Annotated in this window: 24 protein-coding genes; 1 reads left to right on the forward strand and 23 read right to left on the reverse strand. The window is 57.3% G+C overall.

Translation table 11 applies throughout. The annotated features are described in order from the left end of the window. Positions 1-68 precede the first annotated feature (68 nt). From AKG12_RS03355 to AKG12_RS03450, 20 genes are all read right to left on the reverse strand, one after another. Positions 69-1,037 carry a tyrosine-type recombinase/integrase gene (locus tag AKG12_RS03355; RefSeq protein ID WP_052817678.1) on the reverse strand — a complete coding sequence of 323 codons (969 nt, stop codon included), beginning with the start codon at positions 1,035-1,037 and terminating at the stop codon, positions 69-71. 196 nt (positions 1,038-1,233) lie between these two features. Beyond that, on the reverse strand, positions 1,234-1,608 hold the full coding sequence (locus AKG12_RS03360) for a hypothetical protein (protein ID WP_156316015.1): 375 nt from the start codon (positions 1,606-1,608) through the stop codon (positions 1,234-1,236). Beyond that, on the reverse strand, positions 1,605-1,898 hold the full coding sequence (locus AKG12_RS03365) for a hypothetical protein (RefSeq protein WP_052817681.1): 294 nt from the start codon (positions 1,896-1,898) through the stop codon (positions 1,605-1,607). Before AKG12_RS03365 ends, AKG12_RS03360 begins: the two co-directional genes overlap by 4 nt. Next, positions 1,895-2,566: a hypothetical protein gene (locus AKG12_RS03370; protein ID WP_052817683.1), complete on the reverse strand. Its 672-nt coding sequence runs from the start codon at positions 2,564-2,566 to the stop codon at positions 1,895-1,897. Before AKG12_RS03370 ends, AKG12_RS03365 begins: the two co-directional genes overlap by 4 nt. After that, a complete protein-coding gene (locus tag AKG12_RS03375; RefSeq protein WP_052817685.1) occupies positions 2,556-3,227 on the reverse strand; it encodes an ead/Ea22-like family protein in 672 nt (223 codons plus the stop codon). Before AKG12_RS03375 ends, AKG12_RS03370 begins: the two co-directional genes overlap by 11 nt. Beyond that, positions 3,224-3,619 (reverse strand): HNH endonuclease, encoded by a 396-nt coding sequence (locus tag AKG12_RS03380; RefSeq protein WP_052817687.1) that lies wholly within the window; start codon positions 3,617-3,619, stop codon positions 3,224-3,226. The genes AKG12_RS03375 and AKG12_RS03380 overlap by 4 nt, the downstream gene beginning before the upstream one ends. Beyond that, a complete protein-coding gene (locus tag AKG12_RS03385) occupies positions 3,619-4,071 on the reverse strand; it encodes a hypothetical protein (protein WP_052817689.1) in 453 nt (150 codons plus the stop codon). The genes AKG12_RS03380 and AKG12_RS03385 overlap by 1 nt, the downstream gene beginning before the upstream one ends. Then, positions 4,068-4,565, reverse strand: coding sequence for a hypothetical protein (locus AKG12_RS03390; protein WP_052817691.1), 498 nt, complete (start codon positions 4,563-4,565; stop codon positions 4,068-4,070). The genes AKG12_RS03385 and AKG12_RS03390 overlap by 4 nt, the downstream gene beginning before the upstream one ends. Further along, positions 4,562-4,759, reverse strand: a complete 198-nt coding sequence (locus AKG12_RS03395) for a hypothetical protein (RefSeq protein ID WP_052817693.1) — start codon at positions 4,757-4,759, stop codon at positions 4,562-4,564. Before AKG12_RS03395 ends, AKG12_RS03390 begins: the two co-directional genes overlap by 4 nt. Further along, positions 4,752-5,885: a hypothetical protein gene (locus AKG12_RS03400; protein ID WP_156316016.1), complete on the reverse strand. Its 1,134-nt coding sequence runs from the start codon at positions 5,883-5,885 to the stop codon at positions 4,752-4,754. Before AKG12_RS03400 ends, AKG12_RS03395 begins: the two co-directional genes overlap by 8 nt. A gap of 157 nt (positions 5,886-6,042) precedes the next feature. Continuing rightward, the gene (locus AKG12_RS03405; RefSeq protein WP_052817697.1) at positions 6,043-7,029 is read right to left on the reverse strand and encodes a PD-(D/E)XK nuclease-like domain-containing protein; all 987 of its coding nucleotides are present in this window, start codon (positions 7,027-7,029) and stop codon (positions 6,043-6,045) included. Continuing rightward, complete coding sequence (locus AKG12_RS03410; RefSeq protein ID WP_052817698.1) at positions 7,020-7,286, reverse strand: hypothetical protein; 267 nt, start codon at positions 7,284-7,286, stop codon at positions 7,020-7,022. Before AKG12_RS03410 ends, AKG12_RS03405 begins: the two co-directional genes overlap by 10 nt. Then, a complete protein-coding gene (locus AKG12_RS03415) occupies positions 7,286-7,612 on the reverse strand; it encodes a hypothetical protein (protein WP_052817700.1) in 327 nt (108 codons plus the stop codon). The genes AKG12_RS03410 and AKG12_RS03415 overlap by 1 nt, the downstream gene beginning before the upstream one ends. A 92-nt stretch (positions 7,613-7,704) precedes the next feature. Beyond that, positions 7,705-8,052, reverse strand: a complete 348-nt coding sequence (locus AKG12_RS03420) for a DUF8820 family protein (RefSeq protein WP_052817701.1) — start codon at positions 8,050-8,052, stop codon at positions 7,705-7,707. 21 nt (positions 8,053-8,073) lie between these two features. Continuing rightward, positions 8,074-9,723 carry a DUF6745 domain-containing protein gene (locus tag AKG12_RS30105; RefSeq protein WP_052817703.1) on the reverse strand — a complete coding sequence of 550 codons (1,650 nt, stop codon included), beginning with the start codon at positions 9,721-9,723 and terminating at the stop codon, positions 8,074-8,076. A 42-nt stretch (positions 9,724-9,765) separates the two neighbouring features. Beyond that, complete coding sequence (locus AKG12_RS03430) at positions 9,766-10,197, reverse strand: hypothetical protein (RefSeq protein WP_052817705.1); 432 nt, start codon at positions 10,195-10,197, stop codon at positions 9,766-9,768. Next, complete coding sequence (locus AKG12_RS03435) at positions 10,194-10,526, reverse strand: hypothetical protein (RefSeq protein ID WP_052817707.1); 333 nt, start codon at positions 10,524-10,526, stop codon at positions 10,194-10,196. The genes AKG12_RS03430 and AKG12_RS03435 overlap by 4 nt, the downstream gene beginning before the upstream one ends. A 4-nt stretch (positions 10,527-10,530) precedes the next feature. Beyond that, positions 10,531-10,779 (reverse strand): hypothetical protein, encoded by a 249-nt coding sequence (locus AKG12_RS03440; protein WP_052817708.1) that lies wholly within the window; start codon positions 10,777-10,779, stop codon positions 10,531-10,533. Further along, positions 10,776-11,195 carry a hypothetical protein gene (locus tag AKG12_RS03445; RefSeq protein ID WP_156316017.1) on the reverse strand — a complete coding sequence of 140 codons (420 nt, stop codon included), beginning with the start codon at positions 11,193-11,195 and terminating at the stop codon, positions 10,776-10,778. Before AKG12_RS03445 ends, AKG12_RS03440 begins: the two co-directional genes overlap by 4 nt. Then, the gene (locus tag AKG12_RS03450) at positions 11,171-11,410 is read right to left on the reverse strand and encodes a hypothetical protein (protein ID WP_052817711.1); all 240 of its coding nucleotides are present in this window, start codon (positions 11,408-11,410) and stop codon (positions 11,171-11,173) included. The genes AKG12_RS03445 and AKG12_RS03450 overlap by 25 nt, the downstream gene beginning before the upstream one ends. Positions 11,411-12,059: 649 nt before the next feature. On the opposite strand from AKG12_RS03450, the gene AKG12_RS03455 reads away from it, so the two are divergent. Further along, the gene (locus AKG12_RS03455) at positions 12,060-12,497 is read left to right on the forward strand and encodes a hypothetical protein (RefSeq protein WP_052817713.1); all 438 of its coding nucleotides are present in this window, start codon (positions 12,060-12,062) and stop codon (positions 12,495-12,497) included. Positions 12,498-12,640: 143 nt separating this feature from the next. On the opposite strand, the gene AKG12_RS03460 is transcribed toward AKG12_RS03455, so the two are convergent. The 3 genes from AKG12_RS03460 to AKG12_RS30640 all read right to left on the reverse strand — a co-directional run bounded on the left by AKG12_RS03460 (position 12,641) and on the right by AKG12_RS30640 (position 14,442). Then, positions 12,641-13,138 carry a hypothetical protein gene (locus tag AKG12_RS03460; protein ID WP_156316018.1) on the reverse strand — a complete coding sequence of 166 codons (498 nt, stop codon included), beginning with the start codon at positions 13,136-13,138 and terminating at the stop codon, positions 12,641-12,643. Between the two features lie 342 nt (positions 13,139-13,480). After that, positions 13,481-13,675, reverse strand: a complete 195-nt coding sequence (locus AKG12_RS03465; RefSeq protein WP_052817716.1) for a hypothetical protein — start codon at positions 13,673-13,675, stop codon at positions 13,481-13,483. After that, a complete protein-coding gene (locus AKG12_RS30640) occupies positions 13,672-14,442 on the reverse strand; it encodes a LexA family protein (RefSeq protein WP_197283294.1) in 771 nt (256 codons plus the stop codon). The genes AKG12_RS03465 and AKG12_RS30640 overlap by 4 nt, the downstream gene beginning before the upstream one ends. Between the last annotated feature and the right edge of the window lie 8 nt (positions 14,443-14,450).

Below are 14,450 nucleotides of genomic sequence, written 5' to 3' on the forward strand. Positions count from 1 at the left end.
TCAATTGATTTCGTTATTTATTTCGGTCAATAACTTTTTTATAAAAATCGTCGTGTGCCAACCGTGTGTCAACGACGTTCTTTCTTGCCAAAAACCCGGTCGATAACTTCCCGGTCGGCATCCCCCTCAACATACGTTTCCATCAGCAATCTGCGTGACTTCCATCCGCCGTGGTCTGCCGTCGTCGCCACATCAACGCCATTGCGGCGGATCATCTCCGTAGCAAACCCATGGCGTCCAATTTCGTGGCTTGTGAGGCGGTTCAAACCAGCCTTCTCAATCACCTTGTCAAAGCGCTTCTTTGCCGTCGATCGGTTGGCCGCGCCAAAGACCAGGATCGGGTACAAGTTCCTGATATTCGCCAGTTCGATAACCATCGAGCGCGTCAGAAACACCTTCCTGGGTTCTGTCTTGGTTTTGGCGAGGTAGGCCACACCAAGCTGTAGGTTCACGTCATCCCATGTCAGGCGGCAAGCCTCAGAGACGCGGGTGGCGGTTTCAAACATGAACCGAGCCATTGCGGCAGTTTCCGGCATATCAAGCTTCTTGGCGGTCTTGCTGAATACGTTCAGCCAATCGGAACTTCCTGCCGGCCGCCGCTTCTTTTCTTCCTTGAACCTTTTCACCGATATCTTGGGCAGGCGCTTGGCCTCAGCCACATGATTGATAATGGCGCGCATGGGCGTAATTACCTGCCGGTTCCATGTCGCTGGCTGGGCATCGGGATATAGGAGCTTGGCGGCCTTGCGGATTTCCGGTCCAGTGATGTCCTTGACTTTCCACTTCCTGAAATGACGAATGAGCGGTGCTGTGAACCGCCCATCCTTGCCATCATTCAGATATTCGGCAACCGCCTCTGGGAAGGTTAGGATTGCCTCCTGGCCGTGGACAGCGGCACGACGGACCCGGTCTTCGTGTTTGATCGCGATGTCTTCCGCGAGCCGCTTGTCACCCGTTCCAGAAGTTTCTCGGTATCTCTTTCCGTCCACCGTGAAACTGTAGTGCCAGATGTCTCCGCGCTTTTTGAGGTTGGGCATTCGTTGGGCTCCGGTCGTGCGGAATTGATGATTGTCTCGATATCGGACGGCATGAGGAACATGGCTTTGCCAATGACGCGGCAGGCGCCAAGCTGTCTGGCCCTCTCTCTCAATGTTCGTTCCGAAAGGTGGATACCGCAAGCCGCCATTTTCTCAACGGCGGCCGATGGCGATATGGCTTGGTCAAACAGGCTCGTCATCCCTCGCTCCTTTCAAGCGCCGCTCGTCGTTTATTGATGGCGTGAAGTCTCAAAGCAGCAGCACTACCAGCATGATGAATTGCAGCGTCGGCAGCCTTTGCCATTCCTTGTTCGCCAGATCGCGAATCTTCAGACATTTCTTTGAATGTCCTGGCCTGCTTGTCGTGCCAGTCGGCCACAATTTCGAACGGTGATCTAGCCTCCCTCTCGCGCTTCTCTGCTTCGGATAGGAGTTGGCGGAGGCGGGTGATTTCGTCTGCGGCTTGCTGATATTCGCAATAATCGCCGTCATCTGCCGATGCCATGACCATGTACGGATTTTCACCGCACTTGTGCACGAGCGTGGCTTCATATCTGCGGAGTTCGCTCATGCTGCCTCGCTTTCGAACATATCTTGCTGCGCGGTTACGCGCTTCCACGTTCCATCATCAAGGTAGCAATCACCTCCCGACATGCTGCCCCATCCATGCGACCACCCATAGGCCCAGCGGTTGAGATGAAGCACTGCCGGAAGTCCATCAAACATTATGACGTGGGCGACTATGCGGTTTTTGCCTTGGAAAGAGGCATAGACGATTTCTGAGAATGAGAGCGGTGCGCTTTTGGGAAGGCAGGCCGTCATTGTCTCGTTGATAATTGCAATAGCTTTTGCCCTGCTCATTTGTCACCCTCCTGCTTTGCGGGTGCTGCGGCGAGCCTGTTGAGGACGAACTGTAGCGCCGCTTTCCAACCCTGCCTTGCGGCGTTTGTTTTTGGGTCCAAGAACAGATAGTGCAGCGGGTGCTGATGCATTTCGTACCGCTCGCCCTGCGCCCACGCCTCAAAGGCTTGCTGTTCTTTCCATGTGCCTACTTCTTTCGACTGCCACCCCGCCACGTCCTGCACCTGTGCGGAGAGGGCGGCAGACAAGTCGCGCAAGTCCTTTTCAACATCTTCGAAAAATGATGTTCCGACCATTCTCGCCAGCGCATGAACTCGGTGCGCAATGCTGTCCAGCTTCACGGCCACGGATGGCGCGGGAGGGGCGGCGTATAGTGCGCGGCATTCATGGCCACCGTAACCATAGCCCTGAGCCTGTTCCTTTGTCGGGTAAACCGTCATGGCATATTCCCATAGGTCGCTGCCTATGCTCTTGTGATGGTCGATGACTTCTTGCTTATATCGCGGTTGCCACGCCACCGGCTCCGCAGCGGACAGGGCGGCTTCGGCAATTGCACGTCTTGCGACCTCCTTGACCTGATCGCCGCGCCAATGACCCATGGGATGCTCATCGATCAACGATGCGACAGCTTTATCAATTGCCTTCTCGACCATCTCATCAGTTACCATTGTGTTCGCCTCCTGTGCTGGCGAGGGCTTGGCGGGCGATAAAGGTTCTTTCATGGGGACCGTCGGGAGACATGATGGCGCACCAATAAACTGCGTCGGATGGCTTTTCATCCCAAGTGCCGGTGCTCCAATAGGAAGGGTTCTCTGGATCAACCGGAGTGTCTTCAACGCAATAGAAGCAGAGCAAAGAGACCGGGTTCAAGGCTTCGGGTGGCGTATCCGTGACCGGCATCCATCTTTCATATCGATCACGCAGACGCTTGACCTCGGCCTCTGCGGCCTCGGCGCGCTGGCGGTTGGCTGTCGCGACTTCGCGCAGCTGGTTGGCTTCGGCTTCGAATGTTTTTGCCAGCGCGCTGTATGTGTCACGGCTAGCATCAGCCCTACGAGCGCGACGCCATTGCTTCGCTCTCTCCCGTTCAAGGCGCTCGTTCTCGCGCTGCAAGCTTTTGAGGGTGGAGAGGAGATCGGATATGGCCGCAGGGTTGACGGCGGCGATGTATCGGGCGTTGGCCTGTGCTTCATCATTGCGAAGCACGTTCTCAAGTGCTTCATCCATTAATCCTGAGCGCGGGCTGACAAATACCCACTTATCGCCCTCGAACCACGGTCCCGGCGTTACGCCTTCCAGCGCCTTCTTGATCTCTTCCAATGCGGTCATGGCGTTTCCTCGCGATAGAACGTGACGGGCCGGTAGACGACGGCCTTTTTGGGCTTTTCGGATTTGGGGAAGCCGGGAGACTTAATTTTGCCAGCCGGCCGGATGATGCCCGACGCCTTGTCCCTCTGACGATTCGATTTCGCGATCTGCTTCACGTCGTTCTTCGTTTTGAAGCGGTGACACTGGACACAAATCGCAAGGCAGTTCTCCAGGCTGTTATCGCCACCCAGAGCATCCGGCACAGCGTGATCGTACTGCACGCCAAGGGATAGGCTGCAATTGCAACGCTGGCCTTCCTCAAAGCCGTAGCGGGTGCCTGCGGCCTCACAGCGCAAGCCTGATCGCTGTAATGCTTCCTGCTTCGTCTTGCGGGTAAACTCGGTCCGGGCCATCAGATGCCTCCCCAGCGAGACAGCAGCAGAGCGATAAAACCGCACGCAAAGCTAAACAGCCAAAGGGTCTTCTCGTCTCTGACAGCCCCTACCGCTGACACAATCATGCCAGTGGCAAAGAAGAATGCGAAAACGCCGACGAGAGTGTAAAGCAGACATAGCCACCATTGATACAGGTTGCGATCTGGCCGCCTTTGTAATCCTTCGTATCGTTTCGCCAGCGCGCGTGTCGCCTCGCGGACCTGCCTGACGTGATCAACGGTGATGCCGCCGTTTGCCAAGAACCAATCCCATGAACCTTCCGGTATGAGCTTGGCGGCCTCCAGCTTGAGCGTGATGCCCTTGGGCGTATCGTTGAACCAATCGGCCATCATGATCGCCATGCGTCTGGTGAACGTCGTCTGGCCGACTGTGTGCATCTTGAAAACGGTGGTGAGTTCCTCGGTGTTCATGACTCTGCTCCCTTCATGGGCGAGACAGAGCCGTAAAAGACGTTTGGCTGTGTCGGGCAATGCTCCTCATGGCCTTGCAGGCGCGTGATCTTCCGGCAATAATGGCAAACAGTCTCGCGCACTCCATCGCGCTTGGAGACGCGCTTTAGCGGCACCTTGACGAAGCCTTCCCCGCTGCCCTTCGGCTCGAATGGGTAAAGGTTCTCGTCGCCATGTTCGCTGGCGCCGGGTTCGATGAAGCAAATCAGCTTCGATCCCTTGTTCTGGATCGCAATGCCAGGATAGGTGCGGACATAGAATTCCTCATCACCCTCCGGGTCGAAGGCAAGTGTCTCTACCAAAACCGCTTCACCCGGGCGGAATGCCAAGCGCTTCCATTTGCACGTCCACTTCAGCGATGTGACGCCAAGCCCCTTGACCTGTGCTTTAACTTCTTCGCGGACGTTGCAGAACGACCCGCCAAATATGCAGCCTGTGCAGGTGCGATAGGTCATACTGTCGCCCTCCGATCATCGATGTGCATGTGCTGGCGAATTTCTCCGCGGCTGCTGAACATGACCCGGGAAAGATAAGCCGCTTCGGAATCTTGATATGCTTCCGCAAAGGCATCGAGCATGCCGATGACGCGGTAAATCTCCATGTCGATCCGGTTTGCCTCGATCTGCTTCTTGGTGCGTGTTTCAGCCATCGACGCCTCCCAGATCAGAAGCCTTGCAACCCAAGCCTTCCGCGTGAAACTCGGCGGCGGATTCCAGGCTCGTCTGATTGTTGGCAATCGCCCGGATCGACTGGCTGATGGACTTCGCCTTGGCCTTGCTGGCGTCAGACAGAGTTTTCATCTCGCCCTCGGACCAACCCTTTTCGACTTCCTTCCATGCCTCAGTCGGCGCGGTTGCCGCCATCGGCAGCATTTCGGCGGCGAACCGGATCAGGATATCGCGCTCTGGATCGGTCGAGGCCGGAGCATCGGAGGCGGGGACATCATCCGCTCCGGCCTCATTTACTGGCGAAGTGCCAGCGTTATCCGACGACGGGGCAGGGGATTCGTCGCCGGAATTGGTGTTGTCGATTATCTCTCCTGGGAGAGCTGTTTCTGGCTCTCCATTGCCTTCATCCGCAGATTTAGACTGAACGTTGCTGGTGGGCTGCTGTGCGGCTGACGGCTCGTCGGAAAGAGGATCGGCAATCTTCTCGTGAGCAGAAGCGGTTTTGACCGTGCCGAAGAACATTTCCTCGACCGTGGCCTCTCCGTTTTTCAGAGCTGAATACATGCCACGCAATGTGGCGATATCCTCGACGTTGATGTCTTCGAGACCTTCCCTGCCAAGTGATGCAAAAATCTGCTCGGGCTTCACGCCGAAAGCTGCCAGCGCTTTGAGGGCCTTCTCCCGGTTTTCGGAAAGCGTGGTGATATCCCCGGTGATCGTCGCCTGCACGGAATCGTATGCCTTGCGCCAGAGCGGCTTCGGGACGCCGGCAAGGATCGCATTTCTCATCGCGATCGAGCACGCGGCATTGCCAGTGACGATGATCATGTCGTCTTTGAAGATCCGGCCATTCTTGTCGCTGATGCGCCGACGGACGCGCGCGGTCGTAGATGCATTGGTTTCCAGATCGTGGAATACACCTTCCGCCTCGACAAACATTTCGACGCGATCGACGTCGACCACACGGGCGCCAGCGCGGCAGTTACCGAAAGACTGCTTGAGGATTTCAGCAAACCGGATCGACGGACCTTTGATGGGTTTGCCGCCACGAGGAAGGGCGTACATGCATTCCTCGGCACTTTCCTCATCCAATGTCGCCATGGTCATGATCGCAGTCTGGACGCGCTTCATCGACCGCGGAAAGGCCCGCGCCGTCGTAATGAGCTGATCGATCTCAGCCTTTTGAAGCTGCACTGCAACGCTTGACCCTTGGCCAAAGCCCTCAATGACTTCACCGTCGTTCGTAATGATTTCTTGGTTCATGTCAGGCTCCCGTCATAAGGCGTTGCTGGTACCAGACCGGCAGGTCCGTCTCTTCCAGCTCTTCAAGTGGTGTGGATGGAACCCAAGCGGCCGACGTGCCGAAATCGGACATGTAGCGGCTGTAGTTGTCGATCGCTTTGGTGATGAGGTTGCGGGCATAACCGAACAGCGGGTTACCCGGCGAAAGCTTGATGCCGTGCGAGATCGGCGCGCCTTCCTTCTGCCAAAAGACGAAGACGAAGGCGAAAACCTCGTTCATGGCGACCCGGTGCAGCCACTCCTCGATGTGAGGACCGAACACCTTGCCCTCGGAAAGCAGCCGGCGCATCTGCCGACGGCCTTCGCTGTAATGCTCCGCTGAGACGATGTAGTCGTAACTGGCAACAGCGTCCCGGCACGCCTTGTCGAACTCCTTGCCCCTGGCATTAGCGAGAGACTTCAAGTCGGTGATGGCGTTGAGCTTGAGAAAGTCGAACCGGCACTTGAACCGGACGCCATCTACCGTCCAGAACACGGACACTTCCGGCTCGCCGTTCTCAAAGGCGTTTGCGAGAGTCTTGTTGGCCTTGATGAATGCCGAAGCAGCAAGGATCTTCGTCCAGTCCTTGAACTTCACCGGCACTTTGCCAGCAGCCTTGATCTTCTCGATCTCGGCGCGGCCTTCTTTCGTGTTGCCGGCGAGCATCTGCGGGGCGTGGTGGGACTTGAATTTCTCCTCACCCTCAAGAACGCACTGGTGCAACTGGCGGCCGAATACCTTTGCCGGTGTGTCGTCGTCATCCGGGCGAGCGGGGTTCAGGTGGCTCTCCCACCAAAAATCCGGGGCATTCCCGATAAGCTTCTTGATGCTGGTCGAACCAAGAGCAGTATCTGCGTGGTACACAGCATCGCTCATGCCGAAGTAGATGCCGTCGGGATGCTTCGTGAATCCTGCTTTCTCGCCGGTCTGGGCGACGATGCGGGAGACGATATCGCCAATTACTTCCATGCGACATTCTCCTGAGAGATTAGCGCCTCGCGCTTGTAATATTCGTTGGCCTTGATCATCGCCGCTCCGGTCGCCATGAAAAGCAGCCCGTGAATGAGTATGGCGCCTTGAATGCCGATGCGGAGCTTCGTGAAATTCCGTTGCAGAGACACGTTGATCTCGGTCGCCCGGCGCGTTGCGGTCTTCGCCTGGCCAAGCAGAACAATCTCCGCGTCATCCGCTTCTTGTGTGTTGGTGGTGGAGAAAGCGGAGGGCATCACGCACCAGCCTTTCGGGCGGCGCGGATTGCAATGCCAGCCTTGCGGATGCACACTTCGCAGACGTGAACAAATCGTTCGCCCGACTTGAACTCAGCTACCGCATCGACTTCTTCTTCGCATTCCTCGCAGAGGATTCGCGTCCAGCTTTTATTGCCGATAATCTCTTCCACCTGCTCAGCAGTGAAACCTTTTGGAAGGCCACGAAGCTTAGCGGTGATTTCTTTGTGCTCTTCCGGAACACGGTAAACTCTGGCGTCGTACTGGCGCGCCCATGTATCAGGGACGTCGGCAACGACTTGAGATTTTGTAATTATTCCTGCCATTTCCTGCCCCTTTATATCTCGGGTTACTCTGACAAAGCCGGAGTGATTGATCGTTTGGGAAACCGCACCCGGAGGTGCGGAAACCGAAGCGATCAGTCCGCAACGCGGCGGGCCATTTCGGAGAACGGGTCGAATTCACGCGACACCCGGAACTCGTAGATACCGGGATCGAGCTTGTAGCCACCGTGGGGATTGGAGGCGTCCTGAACGAATTCCTCAGGATTTTCGATGATCGCATAGAACTTCTGCATACCGGCCGGCACGTTATCGATGCGCTCCATGACATCGCCGCCTGTCACACAATGATGGTGGCCGCTTTCGCTGTGGGAGATGACAAAGCCCTTGGTAACGCGCTGTGCGGGTTTCGTCTGCATGCCTTCGGGGAGTGCATCAATCTTGATGATACGAACTTCGCCCTGCTGTCCTACTACTTGTTTCATTGTCGTATTTCCTCTTGCTGGTTAAGTTCTGCGCGGCGGATGCATGTATTCGGATTGCGGGTCGCCAATCCGCCAAGCCTGTGCGGCAAGAGCGGTATCGATTGGCAACCCGTCGATGTCAGAGATGCGAGGGACGCCCTCTACGATGATGCCGTTTCTTGGGCACTCGGCTTTCAGGAAGCGGCCAGGCTCAGGAAGACCGGGGAGCGTCAGTTCGATAAGCTGGCCGATATCGCCATTGCCGCTGTCGTTGATGACCTTGGCCTTGAGAACAGACAGCATTCTCGGCCATCCGATTATTGCTGCGCCAGCCGCGCGCTGTTCAACATTCTCAGCACGAATGACTTCGTTGGGATCAAGCGTTTCCCGGTTTTCTATCCAGTGGGCCGGAACCTTGACGCCGTGCCAGTGGTAAAGCACCCAGCCATCTCGCCAGAGGTGCGAAGGTCCATTCTCGCAATGCGGCCTGTTCTGCTCATCAACCTTGATGGCTTCTGGGAAGTCGGAGACGATGCAAAATTCTTCATGCATCACTCGGAAACCGCCATGGATCGCGGCCTGTTCCCAATGCGCGTATGCTGCATGGTTGGTAAGCTCTAGGCCGAGAATATCGCGGCACGCCGTCAGATACCCATCGTATCCTGCCCACATGTTCCCGCCCTGATACGAATTGCACCAGCGCTTTGAGCATTCAAGCCCGAGCTTACCCGCCATAGAAGCGCATGCCTTCGCTTCAATTTGCTCCCGAGACAACTTGGCGGCGCGGGTGGCGGCGTCGGTGGCGGCGTAGGTGGCGGCGCGGGTGGCGGCGCGGGTGGCGGCGTCGGTGGCGGCGTAGGTGGCGGCGTAGGTGGCGGCGTCGGTGGCGGCGTCGGTGGCGGCGTAGGTGGCGGCGCGGGTGGCGGCGCGGGTGGCGGCGTAGGTGGCGGCGTCGGTGGCGGCGTCGGTGGCGGCGTCGGTGGCGGCGTCGGTGGCGGCGTCGGTGGCGGCGTAGGTGGCGGCGCGGGTGGCGGCGCGGGTGGCGGCGTAGGTGGCGGCGTCGGTGGCGGCGTCGGTGGCGGCGTCGGTGGCGGCGTGGGTGGCGGCGTCGGTGGCGGCGTCGGTGGCGGCGCGGGTGGCGGCGCGGGTGGCGGCGTAGGTGGCGGCGTCGGTGGCGGCGTCGGTGGCGGCGTCGGTGGCGGCGTAGGTGGCGGCGTAGGTGGCGGCGTAGGTGGCGTCGTCGGTGGCGGCGTAGGTGGCGGCGTAGGTGGCGGCGTAGGTGGCGGCGTCGGTGGCGGCGTCGGTGGCGGCGCGGGTGGCGGCGCGGGTGGCGGCGCGGGTGGCGGCGTCGGTGGCGGCGTAGGTGGCGGCGTAGGTGGCGGCGCGGGTGGCGGCGCGGGTGGCGGCGTCGGTGGCGGCGTAGGCTCCCTTCTTCCGATCATACCAGATCGCGGCAGACGCTCCGTAAGAGAATGCCATAGCCATTGGCGACGGAACGATGACAACTCGCGGTTCTTTCAGCCCTGATGCGGCGTAGATGCCCTTGATCGCCGGGACGATCTTATCCGGCTCGATTGGCGAAGTTCGCATCGCTCTGGAAATCCAGAGTTTTGCATGTTCGTCCATGCGCGCTTTTTCTTCCGGCGTGATACCGCCTTCTGCTCTTGTTTTCGTGCGAACTATTTTCAACATGCTCATTTCCCTATCCCTTGTCTGAAGCCCTATGCGGGGCGGCTATTCGGCGGCTGCGAGAACGTTCCGAGCCGCATCAAAAACAGGTCCATCGAGATTACGGACGCCGTGGCTATCGAACTCGTCGGCGTTCTTCATTGCGATGTCGCACCAGTCGATGATTGCTTGCAGGCGCTCGGTCAGGACGACGATCTGCGCGTCCTTGCGGTCGATCTGCGAATGCAGCTTGCCGACCTCATCCCGCCAGTTGGCGAGTGCCTTCTTCATTTTCGCGAATTCTTTGTCTGGGGCGGTTTCCTCTGGAACATCGTCCTGATGGATCGCCTGCATGTGCCACGGCTCAATTGCCGCTTCCTTCTCTGCGTCGGCCTTGGTGTAACGACCGGCATCAAACTTGAAGCTCGTGTACCCTTTGCTGTTGGGCCGGTAGAAATAGGAGCCCTTCTTGATGAGGTATTCCTTGGCCTCGGTCACAGGCGATCCTCCTGCATCATCTCGCGGCGATGGTCCGCGGCATCTTCCTCGGCGGCGATGTGTTGCTCAGCGGCTTCGCCAACAAGCCAATCCTTGAATTCCAGGCTGTCGCTGTACCCTTCATCCATCCAGCTCGGGACGGACAGCTCGTTCTCGCCATGGAACAACTTGATGTTGATGTCCTCGACCGTGGGCAGTTCTTCTGGGTCTGTCATGGTCTGCGGCAGGTAATCAGTGACGGTGAAATCTACCGTCATTGTCAGCTCGACCTCTGGGCCGTAGTCAGCGGTAAGGTATACGGATTGTTTCGCGTGGTATTTCTTGCTCATCGTCTTACTCCGCCGCTTCCAGACGACCGATGACGGCGCCGTGGACGATGGGGTTGAAGCTGTTGCGCATCGCGTTGTAGGCGACTTGGACGGAGAGATTGTCGTCGGCTGCAAGAGCAATCTGACGTTTGAATTCATCCACGCACTCAGGGCGGACTACGCCAGCATCGAGCAGTTCCTGCATGATCTGCTGCTTTGTCTGGCGTGGGCGCGAGCGAAACTCTTCCATGCGCTCTTGGATGGACTTGCTCACAGCGTTGCTCCTTGAACATAAAGGCCTTGAGCGGCGTGGGTGATGTTGCCTTCGGAAGGACGGCGGGCGCTGTAGACGACTGGAGCGGGCTTGCCGTTCTCAGCCTCGACCAAATCAAGGAACACGCTGTCGACGCATCCGCCCTTGCCAGTCGCGCCGGTGTATTCGTCGCTGATGTAAGCGCCGTCGCCGCCAAGCTCATAAGCAAGCGCCTCAAACGTCGCGAAACAATCAGCCATGAGAGCGCGATAAGCTTCACGGTTTGTTTCTGCCGATGCCTGCTGCCTCATCGTGCCGGATGCGCGATCAGATGCGGCCTTCAATGCGTTCAGGTGGCTTTCGATTGAGTGGCTCATTTGCTCATCCTCAGTGGTTGAGATCGAATTGGAGATCAGGCGGCGTTCTGCTTTTCCCAAAAGCTGTCGATGTAGCGCTTGGCGCCATTGATCCCGGCCATCTGCATTTTGCAGACGGGGCCGCCGACCTCTTCAAGCACGCAGTCAAACCGCATGTGGTGGACGTGGTAGATCTTGAAGCCCTTGTATTCGGTCGGCTTCACGTCAGTTTCGTAGAACTCAGGGCCGTAGGAAGCGTCATGCTGCTTGTGGCAAGGGTTGCGGTACTTGTGCATGGCGTCTCATCTCCGGTTCTTGTGGTGGCAGCGAGATCGGCGGGTGTTGGTGCTTCTTCGTCGCTGCTGTTGGAAATGAATGTGCAATACGCACACTGAGTTGTCAACAGTAAAAGTGCAAAAAGCACATTTTGATTGACGGAAACCGAATCGTGGAGTTATGACTGTCGCCAAGTGATGGGCGACCGGGTGCAATTCCTCGCTCTCACACTCACGGGAGCCTACCCCGAATAGGGATGGCCTCACGGCTTGCCGGATACGTCTGGAGAGTTCGTGCAGTAGGGTTGCGGTGGTGCCGTCTCGTTGGGTCAAGTCGTAGGTAGGGACCGCATAGGGTGTCTGGGCATCCAATGAAAAATCCAGAGGGAAGGCGCAACGACATGGGACTGCACCCCGGCGCATGAGGCTCCTGAGCCAATAAAAATGCAGCATGAAGCGGACAGGCAACGCGCCGACATATGGCGTGCCGTGGATGTGTGGATACCTCAAGGCTCGTCCGAGATGGAAGTCCAATGCACAGGAACCCGGCGGTCGAGGTTTGCTCGGTCGGCTAGGGATTTCTGTGCGTTTCCTAAGGTCTGAACCGGCTGGAAGACCGGAGAAACAAAGGAATTACAGAGAATGTGGATAGGTAGAAGGATACGTACCCATGATGGATCTGAGCAAGACGCCGCGATGCGCTGCATACCTGAAAGCCATGCGCGGGAAGCCTGACGAAAGCGGAATGAACGAATACTGGCTGGCGCTCTGTGTCGCTGAAAGCTTCTCTGAAAAGGCGCTGAAGAAATTCGGCGGAATAAACTTCCACGTCATGAAGGGGCCAGCACTTTTGAAGCGGATGGAAGAATTCTTGGAATACCATTCCAAAGACAGAGCAAAAGCATCAAAGAAAATGAAGATGACGGCCTCACCACTGGATACGATCACGGCCGCTGTCTCAAACGAGGAAATCGAAGCAGCCAAGACCCCGAAAGGCGCGTGGAAAGCGGCGCAGCTTGCAAAGTGGGGCGTGTCCTGGCCACCGCCGAATGGCTGGCGACGGAAGCTTACCGCAAACTATGAGTATTCGATATCTGGCAGCGCGTGAGCAAAAAGAAACCCGCCATTAGCGGCGGGTCCCTTCACGATACGCGATACACAGTCGTACACGCAGGTTTCTGGGGCTGCGTGGGTTCATAGTGCGGCACTGCGGTTAAGGTCGGGTTAACGGGAAACCCGCCGGAGCGGGTCTCAGTTATTCGGGTTTTTGTATGGAGCAGGTGCTTCTCTGCCGCTTCCCATCATTCGGTCGTTCAGCGCGCGTAGAAGCGTGTCGATCTTTGCATTCAACTCGGTGTTGCTTGATGACAGCCCGTCGATTTGCGGCTGAATACGCTGAGAGGATGACTGGGCGGCTCGTTCAGCAACTTGTTGGGCATCCATGCCCAAACCAAACCACTGGGCGCCGTAAGCCATGATCGCGATCACAACGGCCACCACACCTATGCCGGTCCCTATGACGGTTGACCTCATCCCAGAGGTTGATCGCTCGACATGCTCCATTCGCTGATTGATAAGCTTCAGTTCGCCGAGAAGTTCTGCAAACTTCGTATCGGTCCTAGCTTCGGCGGCAGCGATTTTGGCGTCTACAACTTCCATACCCTCAAATGTGCCACCTCCACCACCTTGTTGCAAGGGCGGAGATATCTGACCGGCATCCCCATGTAGATTGTGGATCTCAGCCGCCATTCTGTGGACCCCCTAGCCCAAATAAGCCACCTAATTGGGGCTGTTGCATCCTCGCTCTTCTCTGCCACCACTGATCTATCGAGAACATGGAATAGAGGTCGATATGGCCGCAGTGTGTGCATAATACACGAACGCATGGAATGTGGCGGCTCTGGCTCATATTCACCAACCCCTCAGGGGTAGAAGTGTACGAACTCGACCGCGGAATGAAACCCTCGTCTCCAACGTCAATATACGGCATTTTCGGGAGAGTGTTGCATTTCATGCAAACGTAAGTCAGCCCGGTATCCGTCGCAAACTCATGAAAAACCTGAGGCGTTAGCCAAGGGTATGGATGGTTGCTCACTGCTTCTTCACCTCGTCCCGTTTCATCAGCTCAAGCTCTTCTGCGCCCAGCGCCGCCTCGATCACTGCATCCACCTCTGGCAAGAAGCTCTCCCACATCGGCCTATCATTGAACCTCGTGTTTTCCGGCACGTCGCTAAGGCGGCAAAGGGCGCGCGCTGCTCGTTCGCGGGGAGGCTGGGGGCGCTTCATGGCTTCCTCAATATCCAGAGAACCTTTCCGATTACACGGATGCTTTCGCCAAGGTTCTTCTCGTTGAGAATGATTGGCTCTTGATGGGCTGGATCAGTGCTTTCTGGCCATAGCTCAAAGCCGGAAGCGGCCTGACGAACACGCTTTGCTGTTCGCTCAATCATCTGCCCCTCGAATCGGCTTCTTTCCACAACGACCAGATCGTCCGGCATGATGTCGACACGCGCCATGATGACGTTGAGGCAGACGAGCCGATCGCCATGGGCGGCAATCTTGTTCAGGCAGTTTCCCTCAATCTTGAGAGCAAATTGCCACTCGACAGGATATCCGCCCACGCTCGGTACGAATTCCTCGTCTTCATATCCGAAGTCCATATCGTCAACGCTCATCCAGCTATTCGCGGCCACCTTTCCGGAAACTTTGACGGATCCAATGGGCGTTGAAACTGGAACAAGCTCCTCACTCTCCACTTTGCCTTTGGGACCGGCCCCCTCGCCAGTCAGTAGCCAGCCCTCACTGACACGGTACGCCTTTGCGTAACGAGCTGCCGCGCGCGTTATACCTCTGGTGCCGTTTTCATGCTGAGCATAGCTGTCGTACTTCCAGCCGAAATAGTTCGCGGCGGCTTTCGCCTCCTTAAACCCTCTCGCAATTCTGGCTTCTTCGAGCCGTTTTGCAGGCTCTGGGCGATCATCAAATGTCATGATGTGCAAAAAGCACGAAATTGGTGTGCGTTTCGACTTGACGAAGCGGTGTGCGTTATGCACATAATGCC

The sequence above is a fragment of the Agrobacterium sp. SUL3 genome (assembly GCF_001263295.1).
GTDB lineage: Bacteria > Pseudomonadota > Alphaproteobacteria > Rhizobiales > Rhizobiaceae > Agrobacterium > Agrobacterium tomkonis.